Source organism: Desulfocurvus thunnarius (genome assembly GCF_055390965.1).
Map to the genome: position 1 here is coordinate 1,347,078 of NZ_AP042411.1, position 16,359 is coordinate 1,363,436.

14 protein-coding genes are annotated in these 16,359 nt (G+C 68.9%); 6 read left to right on the plus strand and 8 right to left on the minus strand.

Annotated elements, in window-relative coordinates; all coding sequences use genetic code 11:
• Positions 1-29: 29 nt before the first annotated feature.
• The 4 genes from ACZ5KV_RS05835 to ACZ5KV_RS05850 form a co-directional block, all read right to left on the minus strand.
• Positions 30-218, minus strand: a complete 189-nt coding sequence (locus tag ACZ5KV_RS05835; RefSeq protein ID WP_291495408.1) for a ferredoxin — start codon at positions 216-218, stop codon at positions 30-32.
• Between the two features lie 411 nt (positions 219-629).
• The gene (locus ACZ5KV_RS05840; protein WP_464241406.1) at positions 630-2,015 is read right to left on the minus strand and encodes a S1C family serine protease; all 1,386 of its coding nucleotides are present in this window, start codon (positions 2,013-2,015) and stop codon (positions 630-632) included.
• Between the two features lie 2 nt (positions 2,016-2,017).
• Complete coding sequence (htpX, locus tag ACZ5KV_RS05845) at positions 2,018-2,875, minus strand: zinc metalloprotease HtpX (protein WP_464241407.1); 858 nt, start codon at positions 2,873-2,875, stop codon at positions 2,018-2,020.
• A gap of 64 nt (positions 2,876-2,939) precedes the next feature.
• Positions 2,940-3,368, minus strand: coding sequence for an Hsp20/alpha crystallin family protein (locus ACZ5KV_RS05850; protein WP_464241408.1), 429 nt, complete (start codon positions 3,366-3,368; stop codon positions 2,940-2,942).
• 204 nt (positions 3,369-3,572) lie between these two features.
• Here ACZ5KV_RS05850 and cobT point away from each other — a divergent pair, with 204 nt between their 5' ends.
• Both cobT and greA read left to right on the plus strand, forming a co-directional pair.
• The gene (gene cobT / locus ACZ5KV_RS05855) at positions 3,573-4,640 is read left to right on the plus strand and encodes a nicotinate-nucleotide--dimethylbenzimidazole phosphoribosyltransferase (protein ID WP_464241409.1); all 1,068 of its coding nucleotides are present in this window, start codon (positions 3,573-3,575) and stop codon (positions 4,638-4,640) included.
• Positions 4,641-4,839: 199 nt separating this feature from the next.
• Positions 4,840-5,319, plus strand: a complete 480-nt coding sequence (gene greA, locus ACZ5KV_RS05860; RefSeq protein ID WP_464241410.1) for a transcription elongation factor GreA — start codon at positions 4,840-4,842, stop codon at positions 5,317-5,319.
• Between the two features lie 223 nt (positions 5,320-5,542).
• Here greA and ACZ5KV_RS05865 read toward each other — a convergent pair whose 3' ends face one another.
• The 4 genes from ACZ5KV_RS05865 to thiL all read right to left on the minus strand — a co-directional run bounded on the left by ACZ5KV_RS05865 (position 5,543) and on the right by thiL (position 9,505).
• Positions 5,543-6,130, minus strand: a complete 588-nt coding sequence (locus ACZ5KV_RS05865) for a hypothetical protein (protein WP_464241411.1) — start codon at positions 6,128-6,130, stop codon at positions 5,543-5,545.
• Complete coding sequence (locus ACZ5KV_RS05870; protein WP_464241412.1) at positions 6,124-7,113, minus strand: lipid II-degrading bacteriocin; 990 nt, start codon at positions 7,111-7,113, stop codon at positions 6,124-6,126. The genes ACZ5KV_RS05865 and ACZ5KV_RS05870 overlap by 7 nt, the downstream gene beginning before the upstream one ends.
• 388 nt (positions 7,114-7,501) lie before the next feature.
• Complete coding sequence (gene tsaA / locus ACZ5KV_RS05875; protein ID WP_464241413.1) at positions 7,502-8,482, minus strand: tRNA (N6-threonylcarbamoyladenosine(37)-N6)-methyltransferase TrmO; 981 nt, start codon at positions 8,480-8,482, stop codon at positions 7,502-7,504.
• An 18-nt stretch (positions 8,483-8,500) separates the two neighbouring features.
• On the minus strand, positions 8,501-9,505 hold the full coding sequence (gene thiL / locus ACZ5KV_RS05880; RefSeq protein ID WP_464241414.1) for a thiamine-phosphate kinase: 1,005 nt from the start codon (positions 9,503-9,505) through the stop codon (positions 8,501-8,503).
• Between the two features lie 286 nt (positions 9,506-9,791).
• Between thiL and ACZ5KV_RS05885 the strand changes: the two genes are divergently transcribed.
• The 4 genes from ACZ5KV_RS05885 (at position 9,792) to ACZ5KV_RS05900 (ending at position 16,149) form a co-directional block, all read left to right on the plus strand.
• A complete protein-coding gene (locus tag ACZ5KV_RS05885) occupies positions 9,792-11,138 on the plus strand; it encodes a tetratricopeptide repeat protein (RefSeq protein ID WP_464241415.1) in 1,347 nt (448 codons plus the stop codon).
• Between the two features lie 82 nt (positions 11,139-11,220).
• On the plus strand, positions 11,221-13,146 hold the full coding sequence (glgB, locus tag ACZ5KV_RS05890; RefSeq protein WP_464241416.1) for a 1,4-alpha-glucan branching protein GlgB: 1,926 nt from the start codon (positions 11,221-11,223) through the stop codon (positions 13,144-13,146).
• 1 nt (position 13,147) lies between these two features.
• Positions 13,148-14,671 carry a 4-alpha-glucanotransferase gene (gene malQ, locus ACZ5KV_RS05895; RefSeq protein WP_464241417.1) on the plus strand — a complete coding sequence of 508 codons (1,524 nt, stop codon included), beginning with the start codon at positions 13,148-13,150 and terminating at the stop codon, positions 14,669-14,671.
• A gap of 134 nt (positions 14,672-14,805) precedes the next feature.
• On the plus strand, positions 14,806-16,149 hold the full coding sequence (locus tag ACZ5KV_RS05900; RefSeq protein ID WP_464241418.1) for a TolC family protein: 1,344 nt from the start codon (positions 14,806-14,808) through the stop codon (positions 16,147-16,149).
• The last annotated feature ends 210 nt before the right edge of the window (positions 16,150-16,359 follow it).

Sequence of the window (16,359 nt, forward strand, 5' to 3'; positions counted from 1 at the left end):
GAACTATCGCATCAGCGGGAAGACTGGGGCTACTCTTCCTCGACGGTGATGGCGTCCTGCTCGCAGACTTCCACGCAGGACTCGCAGCCCAGGCACTCTTCCTCGTTGACCGGAACGGCCTTGCCGTCCTGCAGCTCGTAGACTTCCACGGGGCAAACGTCCACGCACTCGCCGTCGCCCACACACTTGTCAACGTCAACAGTCACTTTGTAACCCATTTGGAACCTCCAATGATTTGTATTGCCCCTCCGCCCGGACCCCGTCCCGACGGAATGTGCCACGGATGGGGACGGAGCCCAGGTGCGCGGCGTCGCGTGCGCCCTCGCCCCGTCATCAGGAAATCCGAGATAGCCCCTGGGCATGCGGGTGTCAAGACCGGGCTGGAAAAGCACCCTTGCCCCGACCGGGAAACCCAGGCCCGGCGCGGGTTCCCGGTGCGGCCAGCCCCGTTGCGCCACGCGCCCCCGGGGCCTCGCGCCCGGGCGCGGAAACCCGGGCGTTAATGATTCTCATGCCCAACCGCGCCACGGGCAGCCCCGGAACGGACAAAACCGCCCGGAAGGCCCGCCCCCCGGCGCGGGCGGACGATGCGCATTGCGCAAACGCCCTGCCCGGCCCGGCCCCGGCGCCTAGACGTTCAGCCGCGTGTAATACGCCCGGCCCGCGCGCCAGACCACGAGCATCAGGCTGTTGCGCATCCGGTAGCGCGCAAAGGCTCCGGCCAGGTCGGCGGGCCCGGCCAGCCGCACGCCGCCCACGCGCGCCAGCACGTCGCCCGGGGCCAGCCCCAGCGCGGCCGCAGGGCTGCCGGGGCGCACCGCGCCGACCTGCACCCCCGGCCCCGCCGCCGGGCCCAGGCGCAGCCCCCAGCGCTGCCAGGCCATGGCCAGTGCCGCCTCCGCCGGGAGGGGCACGGTACGGGCCTGGACCTGCTCGGCGCGCCCCTCGCGCAGCAGGGAGAGGGTCACGTTCTCGCCGCGCGTGCGGTTGCGCAGCAATTGCAGATAATGATCCTTGTCCTGCACGTCGTAATCGCCCAGGCGCAGGACCACGTCGCCCGGAACGATGCCCGCCCCGGCGCCCGGGGAGCCGGGCTCCACGGCCGTGACCAGCATGCCCCGGGCCACGGGCAGGCCGAAATAGCCCGCCGTGGCCTGGTCCACATCCTGGCCCCACAGGCCGAGCCAGACGTGGCTGACGAAGCCGTGGTCCAGCAGTTCGGCCACCACGCGCCGGGCCTTGTCGATGGGAATGGCGAAGCCGATACCCTCGGCGCCCTGCTGGATGGCCGTGTTCACGCCGATGAGCTGGCCGCGCAGGTTCAGCAGCGGGCCGCCGGAATTGCCGGGGTTGATGGCCGCGTCGGTCTGCAGAAAGTCGGTGAAGGTGCCCTGCTCGGTGCGCACGGTGCGGCCCATGGCCGAAAGCACGCCGGTGGTCACCGTATGCGAGAATCCGAAGGGATTGCCGATGGCGATGAGCGTCTCGCCCATGAACAGGTCGGCGGAGGTGCCCATGGGCACCTCGGGCAGGTCGCGGCCCTCGGCCAGCCGCAGCACGGCGAGGTCGAAGTCCGGGTCCGCGCCCACGAGCTCGGCCTGGAACTGGCGGCCGTCCAGCAGGCGGGCGGTGATCTCCGTGGCTCCGGCGATGACGTGGGCGTTGGTCAGCACCAGGCCCTGGGCACCGTCGATGATGACCCCGGAGCCCAGGCTGGTGCGCGTGACCCGGCGCTTGCCCTGGGGCCCGAAAAAGTCGCGCAGCAGCGGGGAGATCATGCCCGGGTCGAACAACCCGCCCAGGGGGTTGACCTCGCGCTCCTCCACCCGGGCCGAGGTGATGTTGACCACCGCCGGGGCCACGGCCTGCACGGCCAGGACCACCGGCGTCCGCCGCAGGTCGTCGCCTGCGGCGGCCCCGGCGGCAAGGCCCTGCCCGGTGTGGTCGGCCCGGGCCGGGGCCAGAGCCGCGAAAACCAGTGCAAGCCCCGCCAGGGCTGCGGCCACGCGACGCACGGCTAGCGCCTCCCGGCCATGGCCATCAGGCGGTCGATGCGCTCCTGCACGGGCGGATGGGTGCTGAACAGGTTGGCCACGCCCCCGGCGGTAAAGGGGTTGACGATGAACATGTGCGCCGTGGCTTCGCTGCCCGCGCGCATGGGCATGCGCTCGGCATAGCCCGAAATCTTGGCCAGGGCGCTGGCCAGGTGCGCGGGGTCGCCGCTGTAGCGCGCGCCGGACTCGTCGGCCAGATACTCGCGCGAGCGCGAAATGGCCATCTGGATGAGCATGGCCGCCACCGGGGCCACGAAGGCCAGGGCCAGGGCCGCCACGGGGTTGCCGCCTTCGCCGTCCTCGCCGCGCCCGCCGAAGCCGAACAACGTGGCCCACTTGATCATGCTGGCCACGTACATGATGACCCCGGCCAGCACCCCGGCGATGCTCTGGATGAGGATGTCGCGGTTGGCCACGTGGCCGATTTCGTGGGCCAGCACCCCGCGCAGTTCCTCGGGGGTCAACAGGCGCATGATGCCCTCGGTGACGGCGACCACGGCATGCTGGGGGTCGCGCCCGGTGGCGAAGGCGTTGGGCGCCTCCTGGGGAATGAGCGCCACGCGGGGCATGGGGATGCCCGCGTTGCGCGACAGCTCCTCGACGATGGCGAACAACCCCGGGGCGTCGGCGCGCGACAGCTCCCGCGCGCGGTACATGGACAGCACGATGCGGTCGGAGAACCAGTAGCTGCCGACGTTCATGGCCATGGCCAGGACGAAGGCCACCAGCAGCCCCCCGCGGCCGCCCAGGGCGCCGCCGATGAGCATGAGCAGGCCCGTAAGCAGGGCCAGCAGCAAAACGGTCTTGATCTGGCTGGTCATGGTGCCAACGCTCCTTGTGTTGCTTCTTTTCGGGAGGAAAATGCGGCGCCGGGCGCCGGGAGGGTCAGTCTTCCACGGGAATGCGCATGCAGCCCGGGGCCTCGCGCCGCTTGGGCACGGTGACCGTCAGCAGCCCGGCCTCGAACACGGCGGACACACCCCGGGCGTCCAGGCCCCGGGGCAGCAGAAAGCGACGACCGAAGGCGCCGTGGGCCCGCTCCATGACGAGGTAGACCCCGCCTTCGGCATCCTTTTCCTGGCGGGCCGTGCCGAAGACCACGATCTCCCGCCCGCTGGCCTCCAGGCCGATGTCTTCGCGGCGCACTCCGGGCAATTCCATTTCAATAATATAGGCCGACGGGGTCTCCACCACGTCCGCCGGGGGCTCGCGCACCGCTCCGGGCGCGCCCGGAGCCACGCGGCCCGGGGCGCGCCGGGGGGCCGCCCCCGCGCCGCCCAGGGCTTCCCAGGGGTTCCAGTCGTACTTGCCCATGGTGCGCCTCCCGTGCCGTGCGTCTGCCGCCCGGCGCAGCAGCGCCGGGTCCGCCCCGCCAAGGTATGCATTCCCGGGCCCCTGTCAATGGCAGGGAGGGCAGGGGGGCGGCGGGCTCCGGCGGCCTTGCCAAGGGAGGGTCGCGCGGGGTATGCCTCCCCGGCCCCCTGCGGGCTCCCGCCAGACCCCAGCCCCGGAGTACCCATGCACCCCGACATCGCCGCCACCCTCGCCGCCATCGCCCCCGCGGATCCCGCTCTGGACACCGCCGCCCGGGCCCACCTGGACAACCTGACCAAACCCCGGGGCAGCCTGGGCGTGCTTGAGGACCTGGCCGCACGGCTGGTGCAGATCGCCGGAGGCGCCGCCCCGGGCGTGGACCCCGCGCGCATCTACACCATCGCCGGCGACCACGGCGTGGTCGCCGAGGGCGTGAGCCTGTTTCCTCAGGAGGTCACCCGCCAGATGGTCGCCAACTTCCTGGCCGGAGGCGCGGGCATCAACGTCCTGGCCGACACCGCCGGGGTCCAGGTGATGGTGGTGGACGCGGGCAGCGTGGGCGGGCCGTACCCCGAGCACCCGGGGTTGATCCAGTGCAAGGTCGCCGCAGGCACGGCCAGTCTGGCCCAGGGCCCGGCCATGACCCGCGAGCAGTGCGACCGGGCCGTGCTGCACGGCATCGCCCTGGCCGAGGCCGCCGCCGCCGACGGCTGCCGCGCCGTGGGCACCGGCGACATGGGCATCGGCAACACCACGCCCTCCACGGCGCTGTACTGCGCGCTCTTCGGCCTGGACCCCGACGCCATGACCGGCCCGGGCACCGGTCTGCCCACCGCCGGAGTGCGGGCCAAACGCGAGGTCATCCGCCGGGGCCTTGCGGTCAACGCCCGGGCCGTGGCCTCGGGCGACCCGCTGGAAATCCTGGCCGCCCTGGGCGGGCTGGAAATCGCCGCCCTGGCCGGGCTGTGCCTGGGTGCGGCCAAATGTCGCATGGCCCTGGCCGTGGACGGCTTCATCTCCACGGCGGCCTTCGCCGTGGCCTGGAAGCTCTGCCCCGCCGTGCGCGACTATGCCTTCTTCGCCCACGCCAGCGCCGAGCCCGGCCACGCCCGGGCCATGGCCGCCATGGACGCCCGGCCCCTGCTCGACCTCGGCCTGCGCCTGGGCGAAGGCACCGGCGCGGCCCTGGCCCTGTTCCTGCTGCGCGCCGCCGCCAACGTGTACACGAACATGGCGACCTTTGCCGACGCCGGGGTCCACTCCGGAGCCTGACGCCCGCCAGGGCCCGTTTTCCGGGCCCTGGGGGTCGTCGTCCGCCGGGCGGGGCTTGACCATCCGCCCGGCGTGCGCTATCTATCGCCTTTCAGCATGGCGCATTTGAGCGCAACAGCCGCCTCACCGGCCCTCCGACGGCCCGGCGAGAGTGGATTTTTTTGTTTTCGATTCCAAGAATGACAGACGAGGTTGCGACATGAGCACGATTCCTATTTCCATCGAAGGCTACGAAAGGCTCAAGAAGGAGCTGGCGCGGCTGAAGAGCGAGCGTCCGGCGGTCATCGAGGCCATCGCCCTGGCCCGCGAGGAGGGCGACCTGCGCGAAAACGCGGGCTACGACGCCGCCCGCGAACGCCAGGGCATGCTGGAGGCCCAGATCAGCTACATCGAATCGCGCATGGCCAAGTTCAACGTCATCGACCTCGCCACCCTCGGCGGCGAGCGCGTGACCTTCGGTGCCACCGTGGAAATCGAGGACATGGAAACCGGTGACGTGAAGAAGTACACCCTGCTCGGTCCTGACGAAGCCGACCACACCAACGGGACCATCTCCGTGCAGTCCCCCGTGGGCAAGGCTCTGCTGGGCAAAAGCGAGGGCGACGAAATCACCGTGGACGCCCCGCGCGGCAAAATCGAATACGAAATCCTGTCCGTCTCCTTCCAGTCCGCCAACTAGGCGAATCGGGCCAGGCAGGAGGGCAACGGCCTGAGGCCGCCGGGCAAGGGCAGGGCAACCTCTCTTTCCCCAAACGCCGAAAGCGGAGCCGCCCTGCCCTTGCCCGGGCCCCAGCCCCCCTGCACCGAAAAGGCGCGCTCCAAAGCGCATAAGCCCAAATTTCTGTGGCCCCAAACCGACCGGGCCGGATTCCCGTGGGGGAACCCGGCCCGGTCGGCTTGATCTATTGCCCCTGCTGCTTTGCCATGAACTCAGCGTATCCAGAGAGCTGATTCAGGATGCCCTCCTCCAAGAGTAGGGTGTGGAGTTTTTGTCTAAACGCAAAGAACCTGTTGTATGCAAATCGCTTTTCAGGAAAAAAACAGATGCCAATTTCATCACCATGCACCCATACGTTTATGAATGTTTTGCGCTGATCGTTTGCAATGATTTCTATTCCTAGAGAGTTGAACATCCTTACGGATGACTGTCCATAGCTTTCGCTTCCATTTGATTCATTGATTAGACTAATTAATGTTGCAACCATCGATTTATCAGTTATACGCCGTATCAAGCGCATTTTTCCTCTGTCTCTTTCGCAAGGGAAGCTCATATCAGAAGGAAGCTCGTAGAAAGTAATTTCCTGAATCGTTTCTGCCGGGACCATCGGATTGCCATCGAATATGGCGCCGCTGAAGGCGTCGTCGTATTCATTATACGGATTGCAAAGAAGACGTTCCCTTTCCGTTGCCCAGTGGGCATAGAAACTAAAGAGGAGGGGAACGCCAAAGAAGGCTGCGAGGAAATAGTATCGCTTGCGTATTTTCACCATGTCCCGCGTCCTTTGATGGTTTTTTTGCCATTTATATGGATTCGGAATTCCTTTGGGTTAAACATACTTCCCATTAATCCGCCAAGTTGTGTCGAAAATTCAGCGGCGCGGCTGCGTTCCCCCGGCTCCATCTTGTTGAAATCATATTTGTCCGGCCCTGATTCCAACTCACCGTCCAGGTGCCAGCCGTTTTTGCCCACGGTAAGTTTGCCTTCCAGCTTCAGAGTGATGTGGCCGAGGGCGGCGTGTTGGGCGCCTTTGGTGCTGTAGGTCTTGCTCAAGGAGATGGTGGTGGTTCCGCCGCCAGCCGCGCGCAGGGCGTCCACCTGCTGCTGGAAGCCGGGGAACTGTTCCGGAGTGACGCCGGATGTGTCCACATCGTTGAAATCCATTTCCAATTCTTCCTCGCTGCCCCCTAAATAATGCAGAAAAAGCTTGCCCGCGTCCAGGATGCCGCCGTTCAGGATGGGCAGGTCTTTGCTTGGCGCGGCATCGGGAGTGGGCGCGGTGGTGGTGGCGTTTTGTGAGGGCTGCGGGATATTCTGGTGTGTTGTGGTTTCGCTGCTGGCGGGGGCGGAGGGTGCAGATTTTTGCGTGGTGGCGCCACCAGCCGAGGGGCGCGCGGCGCGGGCGGAGGTGCGCAGGAGGTTGGGCAGCTCAAGGAGGAACGGCCCGCCCGGGTTGGGGACGGCAGAGAGGAGCGGGTCGTTGGCCTGCTTCCCGGGCAGGGTGCCCGGGAGAGGGCCTGCGGCCTGCGGGGCGTTCTGCCTGAACGGGGCGGGGGTCGGCTCGGCATGTTCGGACCACGGGCCGTCGAATTCCTCGCGCCAGTAGTCCGCGCTGTTCATGGGGGCGGTGTTTGCATTACGCCGGGCCTCTCTGGCCGTATCGGCCCCGAAAACCACGGTGCGGAAGAACTCCTCAAGGGGCATGGGCTGTTTGCGGGCGTTGCGGGCCGTCTGGCTTTGGGCGGACTGGGGCACGGGTTTTCCTCCTGCTTCCTGGTGCTGTCGCTTTTGAGGCGGACATGTTGTGTGCCCCGTATTTAGGCTAAAAACGCCTACTTGTCAAGATGGCAACCTATAAAATTCATTCAATTTATAATCGTAACCAGAATTATCCAGCCAGGCCCCCGCAACCCAGCCGCGCTACCCGGCCATTCCAGCCAGGCAGCCCGGTTTCCTGCCCGTCCTTTTCCCTTTGCCCTGTCCCCCGCCCCGGGTCCGCGCGGCGAGACTTCGCCGTGCGGACCCGGGGCGGCGTGCGGGGTGCAGGGGCCGTTGGCCCCTGCCGGGGGTCCAGGGGGCGGCGCCCCCTGGCGGGGTCCGGGGCAGCGCCCCGGCAACGGTTCGGAGCGGTGCCCCGGCTTGCCTAGGCCCGCAGTCGGATGGCGGCCAGGGTATCGAGTTCCTCGGCCAGGGCCAGGGCTTCCAGGGCGGTGGCGGCGTGGACCACGAGGCCGTGGTGGCGCATGAACACGGCCTGGTGGCTGGCGGCGGCCTGACCGACGGCCTGGCCGAGTTCGGGAGTACCGGGCTGCATGGGCGGCAGCACGGCGAGTTTTTGAGTATAGACGGCGGCCTCGTAGAGGGGCAGGTCGGGGCTGGGGTTGGCGGTGCGCACATCCAGGGCCAGGAGGTTCGGCGGGTGGGTGTGCAGCACGGCGCGGGCCTCCGGCACGCGGCGGTAGATTTCCAGGTGTACTGCGGCCTCGGAGGAGGCCGGGCCGGGGCCGGTGGTCCGGCCGGTGGCGATGTCCATGGTGGTCAGGGTGCCGGGGGAGAGGAAGCCTTTGGCCGCGCCGGAGCGGGTGATGATCATGGTGTCGCCCAGGCGGGCGCTGGCGTTGCCGTTGAAGCCGGAGAACAGGCCGCGCTGCCAGCCCGCGGCGCAGGCGTCGCGCAGTTCGTGGGCCAGGGCGGTGGGGATGGCGGCACCCCAGTTTTCGGCGCCCCGGGTTTCACCGGCGATGGGCTTGATGTCCACCACGGGAGTGCCGTCGAGGGTTTCGAGGTGGTCCACGGTGATGCGGGTGCCGTCCAGGGCCAGGATACGGCAGTGGTGCAGGCCGATGGGATTGGGCCGGTCGGGGGAGCGGGTGTTGAAGACGCCGCGTTGGGGCAGGGCCGTGTCGCCGCGCGGGTGGACCCTGAGATGCGCGCGGCTGGACTGGTGCAGCCAGGAGAAGAGCAGGATGTCCTGCCCGACCTTGAGGGATTCCATGGCCGGGGCGAAGGCGGGGTCCATTTCGATAACGGCCTGGGGCGCGCCTTCGCTGTACTGTTTGGGGCAGTCCTTGCGGTCCTTGAGGGGCGAGCGGACGTAACCGAGGATGGTCAGGGTGGTGTCCATGGCGGCTCCTGTTGGGGGTCAGGTGGTGGAAAAGTGGTCGAAGCCGCGCGCGGGTGCGGGCTGGCCGTTCAGGGTGATGCCCGGGGCGGCGGTGACTGTGCCGATGGCGCGCGCGCCGGGCGTGGCGGCGAGGACGGCGGGCGCGTCGTGGGGGTCGCAGGCGGCGAGCAGGGCGTAGTCCTCGCCGCCGAGGCAGGCGAAGGTGACGGAGTCCTGCCCGGTGTGTTCGCACCAGGCGCGGGTTTCGGGATGCAGGGCTTCGGGGGTCAGGGTCAGGGCGGCACCGGGGGCGGCACCGGGGGCGGAGTCGCGGTCCTGGCCGAGCAGGCGCGGCAGGTCCTGAGCCAACCCGTCGGACACGTCCATGGCGGCGCGCACGCCGGGGTGGGCGGCCAGGGCCAGGCCCGCGGCCACCTGGGGCCGGGGCCGCAGGTGGGCGGCGGCGGCGGCGGGCCAGCGGCGGGCGGCGGCGGGGCCTTCGGCCTCCAGGGCCTGGAGCCCGGCGCGCACGAGGCCCAGGTGGCCGCAGGCCAGGAGCACGTCGCCCGGGCGGCAGGCGCCGCGTGTGAGCAGGCGGCCGGTGGGCCCGGGCCGGCCCCAGATGGTGACGCACAGGCCGAGCAGCGGCGCGCGGGAGAGGTCGCCGCCGGTGAGCGTCAGGTCGTGCTCGCGGGCCAGGGCGGCCATGCCGGCCAGCAGTTCACCCCAGAAGCCGGGGCCGGGCGGCGGCCCGGCGGGGATCATGAGCCCCAGGCTGAAGCCCAGGGGCCGGGCGCCCATGGCGGCGATGTCGCTGACGTTGACGGCCAGGGCCTTCCAGCCGATGTCGCCGGGGCTGAAGTAGGAACGGCGGAAGTGTATGTCTTCCAGGAACAGATCCGTGGACAGGACCATGGTCGGCGGGCAGGCCAGGACGGCGCAGTCGTCGCCGCGCGGCAGGGACGAATGGGCGCTGGAGCCGGGGAAATGGCGGTCGATGAGGGCGAGGAAATCCTGTTCGGAGGCGGGGCCGGAATGGTCCATTGGTCGCTCTGGGGCTGTGGGTTGGGGCGGGCCGGGCGCGCTCGGGGCGAAGGCCTGATGCGGACTTGACGCGGGCCCCAGCATAGCCGAAACTTCCACCAAACGGAACAATGCCGCGCGCCCCTGGCGCACCCCGGCAACGGCTTCGGGAGCCCCTGGAGCGTGCGCCTTTTCATTGCCCAGTTTTCTTCTATGAGATAGCATATCGCAAACCGGGGGACCGGGGCGGGGTTTCCGCCCGGATCCGCGCACCCGGAGTTTCCCACCAAGCAGGAGCACAAGACCAGTGGCCGAGCAGAACAGAGCGCGCTTCCGGCAATATGAGAAGACCATCGTGGATTTCGTGGCCAAGGACAACGGCTGTTTTTTCGCCATCAGCCACGATCCGCTTTTTCTCAAGATGTACCGCCAGACCCTGAACAAGGAACTGGTCATCGGGACGGACCGCATCCGCGCCCTGGGCGAGGAGCACAAGTTCCTCTCCGAGATCAAGACCCCGTATTTCAAGGACAAGAAAGTCCTGCTGCTCATCGAGCGCGTGCTGGACAACCGCAGCACCCTGTCCTTCGTGCGCACGCTCAAGACGCTGTACGAAGACATGTACATCGTGGTGCTGACCTCGGAGGTCGAGCGTCAGGTGCTCATCCTGCTGCACGAGATCGGGGTGGGCAACTTCATCACCAAACCCGTGTCCATGGACACGCTCATCGAAAAAATCGCCTTCACCATCAAGCCCCAGGGCAAGATCGGCCAGTTCATCGACACGGCCAAGGGCTACCTCGCCAAGGGCATGTTCGACGAGGCCATCGCCCTGTCGGACAAAATCCTGAAGCTCAAACCCGGCAGCGCGGCGGCGCTCATGGTCCGCGGCGACGCGCACAAGGGCAAGGGCGAGGTCGAGGCCGCCGAAAGCTCCTATGCCGAGGCGCACAAGGGCGCATCGCTGTACCTGGAGCCGCTCAAGAAGCTGGCCGACCTGTACAAGGACGAAGGGGACCGGGAAAAGCAGCTTTCCTACTTGCAAAAACTCGACCGCCTCTCGCCGCTCAACGTCGAGCGCAAGATCAACATGGGCGAGATCCACCTGGAGTTCGGCAACACCGAGGCCGCCGAGGAATTCTTCGAGCAGGCCGTGGCCAACGCCAAGAAGGAAGCCCAGGCCATGATCGAGGAAGTCAAGCGCAGCATCGCCGAAAAGTGCCTGGACAAGGCCCCGGCCACGGCCGAGCGCTTCTTCCGCTCCATCATCGACGCCAAGGGCGGGCAGTTGCGCAAGTCCGACATCGAGACCTTCAACCGCCTGGGTATCGCCCTGCGCCGCCAGGGCCGCTGGCAGGACGCCGTGGCCGAATACGGCCAGGCGCTGAAAATCTCGCCCGACGACGAGAACCTGTACTTCAACACCGCCGTGGCCTACACCGAGGGCGGCCGCCACACCGAGGCCCTGCGCGCCCTGGAGCGGGTAATCAAGCTGATGCCGGACTTCGGGGCCGACTCGCCGACCCTGTCCTTCAACATGGGCGTGATGTACGCCAACGGCCGCAAGCCCCAGGATGCCGCGCAGTTCCTGCGCCGCACCCTGGAGCTGGACAAGAACCACGAGGGCGCGCGCAAGCTGCTGGCCTCCCTGTAGCCCTCCGGGGCCGCTGGACTTCGCGCCCGGGCCGGGGTAGCGTTCCATCCTGGCGCCACCGGGCGCCGAGGAGGCCTTGACCGTGAGCGCGCAACGGGTCGTCCACGGGGTCAGCACCCTGACGGACGACGACATCTACCTGTTCCGCCAGGGGCGGCACTTCCGGCTCTACGAAAAACTCGGCGCGCACCTGCGCACCGTGGACGAACGCCCCGGCACGCACTTCGCCGTGTGGGCGCCCAGCGCGCGGTCCGTAGGCGTCGCGGGCGACTTCAACGCCTGGGGCCCGACCCTGCCCCTGGCCTCGCGCCTGGACGGATCGGGCATCTGGGAAGGCTTCGTGCCCGGGGTGGGCCGGGGCGCGCAGTACAAATACCGCATCGAAACGGCGGGCGGCGACGCCTGCCTGGAAAAAGGCGACCCCTTCGCCCTGCTCTGGGAGTCGCCCCCGGCCACGGCCTCCGTGGTCTGGGACCTGGACTACGGATGGAGCGACGGCCAGTGGATGGCCGCCCGGGGCCGGGCCAACGCCCTGGACGCGCCCATGAGCGTCTACGAGATGCACCTGGGCTCCTGGCGGCGCGAAAGCGGCGACGGCTGGCGCTCGCTGCACTACGACGAACTGGCCGGGCGACTGCCCGGCTACCTCAAGGCCCTGGGCTTCACCCACGTGGAGTTCCTGCCCGTGATGGAGCACCCCTTCTTCGGCTCCTGGGGCTACCAGACCACGGGCTATTTCGCGCCCTCCAGCCGCTACGGCTCGCCCCAGCAGTTCATGAACCTGGTCAACGCCCTGCACCGCGAGGGCATCGGCGTGATCCTCGACTGGGTGCCCTCGCATTTCCCCAGCGACGCCCACGGCCTGTGGCGCTTCGACGGCACGCACCTTTTCGAGCACGCCGACCCGCGCCAGGGCTGGCACCCCGACTGGAACTCGTCCATCTTCAACTACGGGCGCCACGAGGTGCGCTCGTTCCTGATCTCCAGCGCGCTGTTCTGGCTGGACCGCTACCACGCCGACGGCCTGCGCGTGGACGCCGTGGCCTCCATGCTCTACCTGGACTACTCGCGTGCGCCCGGCCAGTGGGTGCCCAACGAGTTCGGCGGGCGCGAAAACCTCGCGGCCATCGACTTTCTGCGCGACCTGAACGAGGCCGTGTACGGCGAATATCCCGACGTGCAGACCGTGGCCGAGGAATCCACGGCCTGGCCCATGGTCTCGCGGCCGACGTGGCTCGGCGGCCTGGGCTTCGGGCTCAAGTGGAACATGGGCTGGATGCACGACACCCTGGCCTACTTCAGCCAGGACCCCGTGTTCCGCAAATACCACCACGACAAGCTGACCTTCGGCATCTGGTACGCCTTCCAGGAGAACTTCACCCTGCCCCTGTCCCATGACGAGGTCGTCCACGGCAAGGGCTCGCTCTACGGGCGCATGCCCGGGGACCAGTGGGCCAAATGCGCCGGGCTGCGCCTGCTGCTGGCCTTCATGTACGCCCATCCGGGCAAGAAGCTGCTGTTCATGGGCGCGGAGATGGCCCAGGTGCCGGAGTGGAACCACGACGGCGAACTGGAGTGGCACCTCATGGACGTGCCCGCCCACAAGGGCGTGTGGAACTTTTTGTGCGACCTGAACCGCGCCTATCGCGCCGAACGCGCCCTGCACGCCGTGGACTTCGAGCCCCAGGGCTTCGAGTGGATGGACTGCCGCGACGCCGAGGGCGGGGTGGTCGGTTTCGTGCGCCGCGCGGAGGCCGGGGAAGGCGCACCCCAGGTGCTGTGCGTGTTCAACTGCACCCCCGTGGCGCGCCCGGGCTACCGCATGGGCGTGCCCGCCCCGGGCTTCTGGCGCGAGGTGCTCAACTCCGATGCCCAGGCCTACGGCGGCTCGGGCCAGGGCAACCTGGGCGGACTGGTCGCCGAGGCCGTTCCGGCCCACAGCCAGGAGCACAGCCTGAGCCTGCATCTGCCGCCCCTGGGCGCGCTGTATTTCCGGCACGAGGGCTAGGATGGCACCCGCGCCCCGCCCCCGCGCCTCGGGCGTGCTGCTGCACGTCACCAGCCTGCCCTCGGCCTACGGCATCGGGGACATGGGCTCCGCCGCGCGGGAGTTCGTCGACTTCCTGCACGCCGCCGGGCAGCGCTGGTGGCAGATCCTGCCGCTGAACCCCACGGCCACGGTCATGGGCAACTCGCCCTACAGCAGCCCCTCGCTCTTCGCGGGCAATCCGCTGCTCATCAGCCCCGAGGCCCTGGCCGCCGACGGCTGGCTGCGCCTGGCCGACCTGACCAACACGGGCGGACCGACCCCGGGCGCCGAGGGCCCTGCGGACTTCGCCGCCGCCCAGGCCCGGCGCGAGGCCCTGCTGGCCCTGGCCTTCGAGCGCGCCCGGCCCCGGCTCGCCGCCCACGAGGGCTTCACGCGCTTCACCGCCGCCCACGGCCCGCTCTGGCTGGACGACTACGCCTGCTTCACCGTGCTCAAGGCCCGCCAGAACGGCGCGCCCTGGAACACCTGGCCCGAGGCCCTGCGCCGCCGCGAGCCCGCCGCCCTGGCCGCCCTGCGCCGCGACGAGGCCCCGGCCCTGGACGCCGTGCGCTTCACCCAATACCTCTTTTTCAGCCAATGGGCCGCCCTGCGCCGCCACTGCGCCGCGCGCGGCGTGGGCATCATCGGCGACCTGCCCTTCTACCCCTGCCTCGACAGCGCCGATGTCTGGGCCCACCCGCGCCGCTTCCGCCTGGACGCGGACCTGCGCCCCGTCGTGGTCGCCGGGGTGCCGCCGGATTATTTCAGCGCCGACGGCCAGCTCTGGGGCAACCCGGTCTACGACTGGCAGGCTCAGGCAGAGGACGGCTACGCCTGGTGGCTCGCCCGCCTGGGGCACAACCTGGCCTGGGCCGACCTCGTGCGCCTGGACCATTTCCGGGCCCTTGCCGCCTACTGGGCCGTGCCCCCCGATGCGCGCACGGCCCGCGAGGGCCGCTGGGAGCCCGGTCCGGGCGCGGCCTTCCTGCGCGCCGCCCGGGCCCGCTTCCCCGCCCTGCCCCTGCTGGCCGAGGACCTGGGGCTCATCACCGACGACGTGCTGGCCCTGCGCGACGACTTCGGCCTGCCGGGGATGCGCGTGCTCCAGTTCGGCCTGGGGCCCGACGCCCCCGGGAGCACCAACGCCCTGCACAACCACACCCGGGCCAGCGTCGTCTACACCGGCACCCACGACAACAACACCACCCGGGGCTGGTTCGAAGACGAGCTGGACCAGGACGGACGCGCCGCCCTGGCCGACTACCTGGGCCGCCCGCCCGCGCCGGACGACGTGGCCTGGACCCTGATCCGCCTGGCGCTGCTCTCCCCGGCGCACCTGGCCGTCGTGCCCGCGCAGGACCTGCTCGGCCTGGGCTCGGACGCCCGGATGAACACCCCCTCGGTGCCCGCAGGAAACTGGAGCTGGCGTCTGGGTACCCGCGACCTGACCCCGGCCCTGGCCCAAAGGCTGCGGCATCTTTGCCGACTTTACGGCCGCTGCTGAGGAAACCGGATCGACTCGCGGACGGGTGTTGACACGGCGGCCCGGCCAGGGCATTGTACCGGGATACTTCATCAGTGTGTTCACGTACTTACGTTTCAAACGCCCGGAAGCGAAAATCAACAAGGAAGACAAGGATGTATATCAGAAAGACCGCTCGTGCGGCCCTGGCCGCGGCCCTGTTCTGCGCGGCCCTGATGCTGGTGGCCTCGGCCCCCGGCGCCGCCTCCGCCCAGGAGGTTCTGACCATGAAACAGGCCGTGGAGCGCGCCCTGACCGATAACCCGAGCATGCGCGCCGCGCGCCACGACCTGCTGGGCGCCGAGGAGGGCCGCAAGTCCGCCCGGGGCGACTTCCTGCCCTCGGCCACCGTGACCTACGGCTACACCGTCCAGGACCACACCAAACCCTCGCGCGATGTGGACACCACCGACGCCAAATACTTCTCCACCTCCCTGAACCTGCACCAGGACCTGTTCACCGGCTTCGCCACGCTCTCCACCTACCAGCGCGCCGAACTGACCCGCCAGAGCACCGGGCTGGCCCTGAACCAGAACGAGCTGACCGTCATCGGCACCGTGCAGCAGAACTTCCTGGCCCTGCTCAAGGCCCGCGAGGACGTGCGCAGCGCCGAGGACTCCGTGGCGCGCCTGGAAGAGCAGCTCAAGGTCACCACCGCCTTCTACGAGGTCGGCCTCAAGCCGCGCCTGGACGTGCTCCAGGCCGAAGTGGACCTGGCCACCGCCCAGGAATCCCTGCTCCAGGCCAAGAACGACGTGGACACCCAGGTCGCCCGGCTGAACACCCTGCTGGACCTGGACCTGCACGCCAACGTGGACTACCAGGGCGCCCTGGAATACGCGCCCTGCACCCTGACCCTGGACGAGGCCGTGAACTCGGCCCTGGCCGCGCGGCCCGACCTGCAGATCGCCCGCAAGAGCGTGGAAATCGCCGCCAAGGACAAGAAAATCGTGGACAGCGCCTTCTACCCCAAACTCGGCGCCGACCTCGACTGGTCCTCCATGGGCACCGACCCCGACGTGGCCGGGTCCGACCGCACAAGCACCGAATACAGTGAATGGTCCGCCTCCGTGGGCGTGTCGTGGACCTTCTTCGAGTGGGGCAAGACCTACTACGCCAGCAAGCAGGCCGACGAGCAGATCAAGAGCCTGCTCGAAACCGAGATGAGCACCCGCCAGGAGGCCCTGTACGAGGTCAAGGCCAACCACTTGGCCGTGGGCAAGGCCGCCGAAAGCATCAAGGTCAGCCGCAAGGCCCTGGAGGCCGCCCGCGAGAGCTACCGCATGGCCGTGGCGCGCTATCAGGCCCAGGTCGGCACAAACACCGACGTGCTCGACGCCCAGGAGCGCCTGACCCTGGCCGAAGCCGGGCTGACCTCCGCCCTGGCCGACTACCAGATCGCCCTGTCCAAGCTCTACGTCTCCATCGGCCGCAAGAACGAGGCCCTGGTAATCAACTAGGCGCGGCATGCCGGGGAAAGGGCGGACGGGGAAGCCCCTTTCCCCGCGCGCCGCAGGCGGGGCACCCGCCCAGCCGATCCCGGCCCCCTTCCAGGAAGGGCGCCCCGGGGGCAGGCAACAAAAAATCCGAGCCGAAACCGGGCCCCAAAAAACAACCGGGCCGGATTCCCACCCAGGGAATCCGGCCCGGTTGTTTTTGTCCGCCGGGGC

Excerpts from the sequence above, each read along its gene's own strand:
- thiL (WP_464241414.1), bottom strand. The coding sequence starts at position 9,505 with ATGGACCATTCCGGCCCCGCCTCCGAACAGGATTTCCTCGCCCTCATC.
- ACZ5KV_RS05850 (WP_464241408.1), bottom strand. The coding sequence starts at position 3,368 with ATGGGCAAGTACGACTGGAACCCCTGGGAAGCCCTGGGCGGCGCGGGG.
- ACZ5KV_RS05900 (WP_464241418.1), top strand. The coding sequence starts at position 14,806 with ATGTATATCAGAAAGACCGCTCGTGCGGCCCTGGCCGCGGCCCTGTTC.
- cobT (WP_464241409.1), top strand. The coding sequence starts at position 3,573 with ATGCACCCCGACATCGCCGCCACCCTCGCCGCCATCGCCCCCGCGGAT.
- greA (WP_464241410.1), top strand. The coding sequence starts at position 4,840 with ATGAGCACGATTCCTATTTCCATCGAAGGCTACGAAAGGCTCAAGAAG.
- malQ (WP_464241417.1), top strand. The coding sequence starts at position 13,148 with ATGGCACCCGCGCCCCGCCCCCGCGCCTCGGGCGTGCTGCTGCACGTC.
- ACZ5KV_RS05835 (WP_291495408.1), bottom strand. The coding sequence starts at position 218 with ATGGGTTACAAAGTGACTGTTGACGTTGACAAGTGTGTGGGCGACGGC.
- htpX (WP_464241407.1), bottom strand. The coding sequence starts at position 2,875 with ATGACCAGCCAGATCAAGACCGTTTTGCTGCTGGCCCTGCTTACGGGC.
- tsaA (WP_464241413.1), bottom strand. The coding sequence starts at position 8,482 with ATGGACACCACCCTGACCATCCTCGGTTACGTCCGCTCGCCCCTCAAG.
- ACZ5KV_RS05865 (WP_464241411.1), bottom strand. The coding sequence starts at position 6,130 with ATGGTGAAAATACGCAAGCGATACTATTTCCTCGCAGCCTTCTTTGGC.